Genomic DNA, 9189 nt, shown 5'->3' with positions numbered 1-9189 from the left:
CAGGCGACTGCCGAAACTGGAGCCGACCCGCAGTGGTCACCCTGAATCTCCAGAAGTCGTCCCAAGATCGACTTCTGCTCAAACAAAACGCCGCATGAAAATGCGACAACTTCCTTGACAACGACCGGGCCGGCCATGTGGATTTGTACGATCGGGTAGACGTCATCCCCTGGGACAGGATCATCACTTTTCTTACCGAAAGCCTGAAATAGACCGAACGCAAAAACGACTCACTTCAAAATAAATCCGCTCCCCCATAAAATCGCAGGGTTGGAAAGTCTGGATAATAAAGGGGACCAGCCTTTGAAGGATGGTCCCCTTATTTTTTGCATTTTGAGGTCGTGTAACGGATTAGAATGCCTAAAGACTCAGCACTTCTCGAAAAGGTTAAACTCCTTCCCCCCAAGTTTTTGCACTACGATTCACCTTTTTGCGTACGGTCTTCCATTCGCCGTCGACGTTGAATATGGAGTCAGGCAAAGCCTTCAACATTTTCTGATACAACGACCAAGGGACCGTAAACGTCAGCTCGTCAGTTTTCATGTATTTTCTTGCCGATGGATCGAAGCCGCCCAGCACGGCTTTTTCCATACCTTGTTCCTGATAGTGAAGAGGCCAGCCGACAATGTTAGTGCATCCGGCTCCGAAAGGCGAAGCTACACTGTCGACCTCCCCGGTGGTGAATGTCGTGTGGGTGAAAAGACCGGTCAACACTTCGGGACGGGCGAAGAAGATGACGAACTCAGGTTTCTCGCCCCCAGAAAATAGCGATAACGGTTTGAAGATGCAGTATTTTGCGGGGGCCTTGCGAGGGTCGACCTTGGCAAGAAATTTTCGCATGGCTTCGGGAGAGGGAAGATACCGTTCCCCATGAATGGGCGTTCCCTCAAAGCCCGTGGTCACGTAGTGCTCTATGAATCGGAGATTGGGTTTCATCATGGAGCAGTAGAACGATCCGCCGGGGCATCCATATTCTTCCGTAGAAATATAGGCAGCCCCCTGTTTTCTCCTGGCCAGCCAGATGTTGGCTATTACGCAGGAGAAGTTCTGAAAAACCGCCTGCATGTCAATCTGCCCCTGATCTTCCAGTTCTCGCGAAATCGGTGGGCCGGCCTTGGGGCCAAACGCGTTTTCCGGTTTGTTGTCATCGTAATAGACGCCAATGGGATCTTCATTCAAACCGAGATGCTTCAGAAATGTTTTGGTTTCCTCAAGTATCGATTGCTCGATCATGATATTTTCTCCTTCTGATGTTGTCGTGGCATGTAGGGGGATAAGCTCGCAAGCGTTTCGCAGTCAAGTTGTACCTGCAACCATTTTCGCAATATGAATCGTCCGTGTTGGTCAGGTCAGTCCTCTCAGGTTTTTTATGGTGCGTGAGAGGAGCGACCTGAGAACCAACATTTCGTCCTCTGCCATGCCGTGTTGAGCTTCTTCCAGAATTGCTCTGGCGATGGTTGCGCATCGCTCCGCCGTTTCCAGAGCCTTTGGGGTCGGCGTAACGATTCTCTGCCTGTTGTCTTTCGGACCTGTCGTACGTTCAATCCAGCCGCGCCTTTCAAGTCCATTCGTCAGGCGACTCACACTTGATTTCTCAAGATGCAGTCGCTCCCCAAGTTGCCCCTGGGTCATGGGCTCACTGTTCAGGAGCACGATAATGGCTCCCCATTGTTCGGCGGTCATGTCGATGCCTGCCTCGTGGAGTCGCACGGCGAGCAGATTGCTCAGCAGTCTGCTCGCAACTCCGGTCAGGTATCCCAGGGATTGATTGTGGTCATACGAAAACGGCATAGTTTAGTTGTATACACAACCATGCCTTGCGGCGTCAAGCATTTTTATGCGGCCGCCAAAAGGCCTACTTGTCCCGTTTCTTGCCCCGGTAATTTTTTGGAGATTGAGTCGCGCGAATCTGGCTATTCCGAAAACCCCTGGTCTGTGAGAAACGCCCTCCGTCCGAAGATCGAGGGCGTTTCGTGTCTGAGTGGTAGTGATTAATGGGAATAGAGTTTTCCCTACAGAATCAACGAAAAGTGTCAGTTCCTTGCCTACGAGCTCCGGCAAGGCATTGCACGTTCTGGTTCGGCAATTCCTATTTGTCTGACAGTTTCTTGACGGCGAGCATCGCCCCGGCGTGTTCCTCTAGGAATGCCTCAAGGTCTCCCTGGATGCTCACCCGAGCATAGAGCATCACTCCCACAGGAACATCAAGCGGAGCGCGATAGCTTGAATATATGTAGCCGTATTGATCCATACCCATGAAGGGCGATCCTTCTGTCTCTTCCATGTTCTTTATGGCTTGCCCACCACGGAAGTAGGATACTTGTATTTTCAGTCTTCTCTCGGCGGACCATTGGGGCCGGCTTGATGATCGCACATACACTTCAACTGCGTGATTGCCTACATATTTATGGCTAACATCGAAGTCGTAGGTGGTTCTTCCGGCTTGAAGTTGTTCTTCGGCCAGCGGAATGTACAGATCCTCTGCCGGGAAGAGTAAGTTCAGCAACGGCCCCAATTCGCCCATTACCTTGCCTTGCTGTATTGGCACCCGAGCCATGTAAATGCCGACGAGAAGTAGGAGCGGCAGAAGAAGGGCACCAAATGGAAGGCCGATGAGCAACTTCTTGGACCTCACGCGCAGCACGAGCAGCAGCAAGAGGATAGCTGCCGCCGGTGCAAGCCACAGTAGGAGTAGTGCGATCATTAATCCTCATGCCGAACGCTACGTTTCAAGGGCGAGCCACTGCTACCGGAGCCACCACGGAAACCATTCCAAATTTACGCCGCCGTTCACCCCGTCCCCTGCAGGCGATAGTTCGAGGCTGAGCCTCGAGTCACTGCTGCTCTGATTCTCGGCGAAGTCGCTGAAGGAAGTCGGGGGCAAGTTCGGTGATTTCCGTGAAGAGCACGGCCTCAGACCATTTCTTTGGATTCACTGTGGACATGGTTTTCTTCCGAAGGAAGACGCAGCCCTCGCGCTCCCCAATGAACTCAGCAGAATGCATGGTCTGCTGATTCCTCATTTCATATTCTGCCTGGAATTCCGCCCCCGTGATGTGCCGTGGCTCCTTTTGGCAAGCGCAAACCAGGAGGGCGACCAGAAGCAAGAGGCCGATGGCGATTGGTTTCATTCTATTCATTGGCCTCGAACGCCATAAGCCTGACCGGCTGGCTTTAGGGCCGGTCTTGGCGCTGGTTAGCTGTTCGTAACATTTTTGCAATCTTTCCATGTTTGTACTTGTGTGCAAAGTCTATCGCCGTCATAGCGTCATGATCTTTGATCTTTGTGTTAGCTCCCGCCTTAAGTAGCATCTCTACTATGTCGGAAAAACCATAGCGTGTAGCGATCATTAATGCAGTCATCCCATACGTGTCTTGGAGATTTGGATTTGCACCGTATTCTAGAAGTAATTTAGAAACTTCAATATTGCCGTAACGTGCACCGTAAATAAGGGGGGTGATTCCTTTTAAGTTCCCTATATCTGTGTTAGCGCCAGCATCGAGCAATAATTGTACTATCTGCGGATAACCCTGTGCAGCAGCAGCCAGAAGCGCTGTCCAACCAATCGCTGTCTGTTCATTCACGTCAACATCTTGATTAAGTAAATCCTCAACCTGATCCGTTTGTCCTGCTAATACTACTCTTTGAAGCAACGGCTCCAGTTCTTGTTCCATTGTATGTATGACGGTCTGATTGATCGCATAGGAAAACACTTTCCTAGTCGTAAGGTCTTCATTTTCGGTATGTGCCAAGAGGTACTTTTCCGCGTACGTTACAACAAGGGCTGCCGGAATATCCATCTCTCGTGATTCATTCTCTGGTTCATCAGAAATGACTTGCACTCGAAGAAAGCCCTTCTTGCCTTGACTTTTATGTATTCTTATTCCCCGGTTCTCTGGGGTATTATTGTTTGAGTTTCCATCCTTAGAATAGAACTCGATTTGAAATTCTTCCAGCTGTTTAACGTGAAAGCGCATTGAACTAGAAGCTTCTAGACAAAACTCCTCCTGCATAGCCCTCTGAATTTCTTCTGGTGATTCGTTTGATCGTATATCATATTTTCCAGCAATCGTCTGGCCGTGATCGATCAGGTAGTAAGAATAATCGTGTAAGTCGAAAGATTTTTTTAACGAGGCAATACTTTTTCCATAGGGGATACGATTACCGTCGTCGTCCCGTTTCAAGCACAGTGAGGTAAACATTGCACCAATCAAGTACACGAAAGGGACAGCAACAAAAAAGTATGCTTGCCCAATCATGACCTCTGGCGCTTTATAGCACAGCAGGTAATACGCAACTATCAGAATGGAAATAATTGGTATTGATAACATGTATTGAGAGCGAGTTGCGGTCGGCATGCGAGGAAGATTAATAGCTCTAGCTTCTGCAGGTGTACGAATCATGATAGAAGAGAGTGCTAAAGTTGAACCAAACAATCCGAGGAGAAAACCGATTGAGCAGAAGCTGAAATACCATGCTGGAGATATGCCGGCGAAACGTGTGTTTGCGGCAATGAAGGGGTAACTTAACCAAAGTGAGACGCAGGAAAAGATTATTGTTATGCCGGCACGTGACTGTGCCCAGTATGAATTACGCGCTTCTTGAGGAGACTGTTTCCATTCAAAAATAAGATAAAATGTAGCAGCTGCAAGCATCGCCGCAACAACACGAAAGGAATGCTGCTGACTCCTTAAGGTAACGTTAAGCACTGGTAATGACTGGAATGGAGCAAGGCCAACGAAGCGTGATATCGCGATAATGGCACCAAGCAGCCAAATTGTTGTCTCTGCAATATAGTAACGTGGTGAAATATCTGGTTTCATATCATCCATATTCTGCAGCTGTCACTGGTAGCGCAATAATAGTCCAAAAGCGGGAATGAAAAGTGTACCACCCTGGAACCCATGGCATCCCTTCTCTCATGGGAAAGGAGGGATGCCGATGATCGCCACGGAGGTATTTATTGTCTCGGGTTTTTGCGGGAAAAACCACATGCCTGGCGTGCGGAGTTCCGGCAATCCCTGCATTACCGGAAAACCCCGCCTGAATCGTCAACCGGGGTTTTCCGTTCGAGAAGCGGTGATTAATCGGCCTCAATTATTGATATGTCTTGTACTGGGGAGAACCCCCCAACCACAGAATCAACCTTAACACCATCATCCTTCATCAGAATCTTCGCGAAGAAATCTTTCCAGCTGATCGATACTCGGCAGGCTCATTTCATTATAATAATTTCGAGTAAACCCGTTGGTTCCTAAAGTGTAGATTGCGGTATGAAGCAAGCGGCCTCCAAAACCCATTCCCAGGTCAGAGCCTCCATACACATTTTTTTCGCCAGCAATCACCCACACCGCAGCCAAGCCCTCCCGATCCAGAGCTTGTAAAAAAGCATCTCGATCTACCAAAGCGGCAGAAGGTCCTGGTTCAACCACAGAGGGGTCAAAAAAAGTTACCTTGTCAGAGGAATCGACATATACAGGGGATTGACCACTCGCCAAACGAACGCCCATCGACCCAGCTAACCAAGGTGCAGGTATCTCTACACTGATCGATGCGTCTATGGAATAATCATAGCCACCTTTCTCACAGGAATAAGTCGCAATGGTAGCCCTTGCTGGCACAGGGAAAGACCACCAACCTTCCCTAGGCAATATCCATTCATCAATTGCATCGAAATTAGGGTGCCAAGGAAATTCTCCAAGATAAAAATCACGGCTCCAAAGTTCAATCTTAGGCATCGAATGCGGATCTGTCAGTATTTTATCTTTCAGATGATCTACTATCTTGGACAAATCGGAGCTACGCACAACCAAACAATTAAGACGGAACCAAGTCTCTCTCTGAAGCTCTTTACTTCCTCTGAATACACCCGAACCAGTCCACCGCGCAAAACCTTCAAGAGCTAACCATCTTCGCCCCGCTTTCGGATCACGCAAATCAATCATATAATCTGTATTTATAATATCATTGTCAGATTCGAGCCATGCAAGCCTTTCTCGCGGGCTTTGTGGACGAAAACGACAATCGAAAGGCACCCACCAAGTCTTACCCCATTCACCCCAACCATCGTAATGCGTTCCTGTAGTTAACAGTGAAGGATCAATGTCGCGTTTGCCAATTTGGACAGCACCTTTATATGTTGGAACAGCTTCTGCTTCCCAGCTATCGCCATTGAAAGCAAGATTATCCGCCATACGAGCAAGTAATTCACGAAACGCAATCCATTGATACTTCTTCCCAATTCGCTCCAATTCATGGTTGTTCCTGTCATAACCTCTACAGTGAAATTTTTCGAAATCACCAAATAAATTCTCAGTCCAACCAAGCTCGTGCGCCCGCTTACATATCCACCTACGCCCCCACTGAGAGTCAAAAGAAGCAGGCGTATCATTTCTCCATCCCCCAAACATCTGGCCCCTGATGTATCCCTGAGCGCTTACTCGAAACTCTTCCCACTGACCTGAGCTTAGCACCGCCTTTAAGGCCGTCTCGGCTACATTAACTCTTTCGTTCTCAGGGCACTTCTCCCACCGTGCAATACTCTTTGCGCCTTTCGCCGCTTCGATGAATTCGGTTAATGCAGACTCCTGGTCAGGGGTCGCACCATCGAGAATGGAAGTCATCCACGTGGCACATATCTGAGCATCAGTAGGGCGAGGGTTTGTTCCAATCGGAGCCGGATTCCAATACCTAATCGCATAATCAATTTGGTATCGAGCAAAATCACCATCATTAACAACCGAACTTACGATTGCATCACTAAAGATCCCTCGTTCATATCCCTGGGTATAACCCTTAATTTCCTCATCTGAAACATGCTCTATAGGCCATGGACTTTTATAAGGAGGTCTAGCAGCATTTACATCAATTTCATCAGGCAAAACGCCTCGCCAATTGGCATACTCAATTATGCCTTGCGCATGATCTCTCAGTAAGACATTTACAGGAGGGTTCCCATCTGCAAAAACCACGTTAAAAACTGTTTGTGATAGAACCCCTAATCCGGATGTGTCACCCTGAAGAACGGCACCGTAGCAAGCAGCCAACAAACGTTCCATGACATAAACATCATTGATCGACTTAAAGTCTTGAAGTAATTTTGCAGCCAGCGCCAGTCGACGGCTAAGAACGCAAGCGAGGGCTTTAGTCGCTTTATCTCGAACCAAACGATTCGATGTCGTAAAAAACCAAGTGAGCATAGTCGAAGAAAGATACGCCCGATCCTCATCAATATGCTCCATACCATTATTAAGCGCCCACGAAATCAAAACCTCAACAGGACCATAAAATCCATTTTTCCCAATGAAACACGACCAGGACGCATCCCGTTCCGGCATGGCCATTGGTAACAACCGTTCATGAATATAGCGGGCATTGAACTTATTTTCAGGCTCAGTACTGACCGAAATAAGTAACCTCGTCAATTCATCACTATTAAGTATCCCTCGCAAAATTTCGAATGTTCGATCTGTGAAATATGACTGCTCCCGCCATAGCACGCTCTCCAGAAAAGCCTGCTGCACAACCCAAGAATCACCCTTTCCAACATCCAATAATTCAACACCTGTCGTTTCGGGCAACTGTACAGCCATCGCCTCGATGATCCCGGCGTGATGATAGCTACCTTCGCCGAAAACGAAATCATGAAGAGCCCCCCCATCCTTGAACGACCCGGCAACATCTTCTTTGTCCAGATGATCATGAAACAAGCGCGTTGCAATTACATGATCGCTAAACCGCTCAAAGGAAAACCGAACCAGCTCCTCTATCGACCCATCTTCTTTGCGGATGGGCTCAATTGTTATTACCCCCTCGCTCTCCAACTGGGAAAGCAGACTTTGCTCGCGGTCCCCCCCTGACGCCTTGACAGACTCGAAAAATTCAAGAGCCTTACTGATGTCTAGATACCCGACGCCTGCATCAGCAAGCTGTTTCGCAAAACCAGATATAGCCTTTGGCACAATTTTAAAGCGCGGATCAAGCTTCATCCGCTGATTCAGAGCACGTGAAACCGCCTCATTATAAAAATTGAAAATTGATGTCACGCCACGCAGACCTCGCGGCAATTCATTCCGACCCTCCTTTTCCAAAAAATCACAACAAGTCTTTAAAAAAAGAGGATTCTCAAATTCAGGGACAAGATTCGGGGCTCCAGGACGAACGATCCCCCGCTTATCAAGGTAAACCTTTGCAGCCTTACCACCATCTGCTGCAAAGCCGTCGTGCTCGATGAGATACAACTTTTCGGAGATTAGTTCATCTGGGATTACATATGGAACATAAGTTGAACGACAGGAGACAATGACACCGATTCTGGGAAACGATTCAACCAATTTCAAAAATGCCGCAAGATGATGCGGCCATACATCCACACCGTTTCTCTCGTTTAAAGCATCTATACAGATAAGCGCCCTTACACCAGCAGCATGAGCCGCCGAATCCATACACCCGAGAAAATGCTTTATCTGCTCAGTAGCGGGTCGATCCAGCTGGCCTAGAATTTGCCGCCAAGGCTCATTGTCAACAAACGTACTCCCCAAAACGAGCAAAGCGGGATAACCGGCATGAACCTGAAACTCAACTATATCCGCAAGTAAATGCGACTTCCCAATTCCCGCGGGTCCCTTAAGCAATACAGCTTTCACATTCGCCATCTGCCAATAAGTTGAGGATAACTGCGTCGTAACCTCATCAAGAACATCTACCAACTTAAAAACACTGTTCCTCGCCAAATGAACCGGATCTATACCATGCTTATCTGATTTTGCTTTCGGTAAGTTATATACCCACCTTAAGGCGTCATCAGCAATTGCCCCACACTTAGCCGTAGCTGATAACCAAGAATCCAAAGGGTACTTTTCGTCAGGACCGAAAGGCCTTTGACCAAGCTCGGAAGTAAGCCCTTTAACCGTTTCTGCAAGTTCCTTGGAATGCGGATCAGAGCCAGCAGAATCTGCTTGTTTTAAATTGCTTACTGCCGAACGGCCCGCTTCGGTGACGCGAATGAACCAATGGTCAAGCTGATTTTGCAAGCACTCCCCTCGCGCGAATGCGAGAAAGTGGCGGTGTAAATCATTTTGTGTAAATGGTTTGGTTTTCGGTTATCAGTAAGCTGGCATTCTGTCTTCGAACAGGATGGAAAACCGGTTGAGGGCCGCCTTCCAGTCCCGGATCGGCAGGGTCCATTT

General features: G+C 48.2%; 6 protein-coding genes. All 6 read right to left on the bottom strand.

Going from position 1 to position 9189, the window contains the following annotated elements:
• Nucleotides 1–387: 387 nt before the first annotated feature.
• Nucleotides 388–1233: a DUF169 domain-containing protein gene (locus BQ4888_RS08815; protein WP_092056516.1), complete on the bottom strand. Its 846-nt coding sequence runs from the start codon at nt 1231–1233 to the stop codon at nt 388–390.
• A gap of 111 nt (nt 1234–1344) precedes the next feature.
• Entirely contained in the window at nt 1345–1683 is a 339-nt protein-coding gene (locus tag BQ4888_RS08810; RefSeq protein WP_205748055.1) for a MarR family winged helix-turn-helix transcriptional regulator, read from the bottom strand.
• A gap of 406 nt (nt 1684–2089) precedes the next feature.
• Entirely contained in the window at nt 2090–2704 is a 615-nt protein-coding gene (locus BQ4888_RS08805) for a hypothetical protein (protein WP_092056512.1), read from the bottom strand.
• 130 nt (nt 2705–2834) lie between these two features.
• Nucleotides 2835–3131 (bottom strand): hypothetical protein, encoded by a 297-nt coding sequence (locus tag BQ4888_RS08800; RefSeq protein WP_092056510.1) that lies wholly within the window; start codon nt 3129–3131, stop codon nt 2835–2837.
• Nucleotides 3132–3174: 43 nt separating this feature from the next.
• Nucleotides 3175–4824, bottom strand: coding sequence for an ankyrin repeat domain-containing protein (locus tag BQ4888_RS08795; RefSeq protein WP_170232994.1), 1650 nt, complete (start codon nt 4822–4824; stop codon nt 3175–3177).
• A 333-nt stretch (nt 4825–5157) separates the two neighbouring features.
• Complete coding sequence (locus BQ4888_RS17355) at nt 5158–9033, bottom strand: NACHT domain-containing protein (protein ID WP_140396627.1); 3876 nt, start codon at nt 9031–9033, stop codon at nt 5158–5160.
• Nucleotides 9034–9189 lie beyond the last annotated feature (156 nt).

Source organism: Desulfuromonas acetexigens, from assembly GCF_900111775.1.
GTDB classification, from domain to species: domain Bacteria; phylum Desulfobacterota; class Desulfuromonadia; order Desulfuromonadales; family Trichloromonadaceae; genus Trichloromonas; species Trichloromonas acetexigens.
The sequence above is the reverse complement of the archived record's forward strand: the minus strand, read 5'-3'. Positions and strand labels throughout refer to the sequence as shown.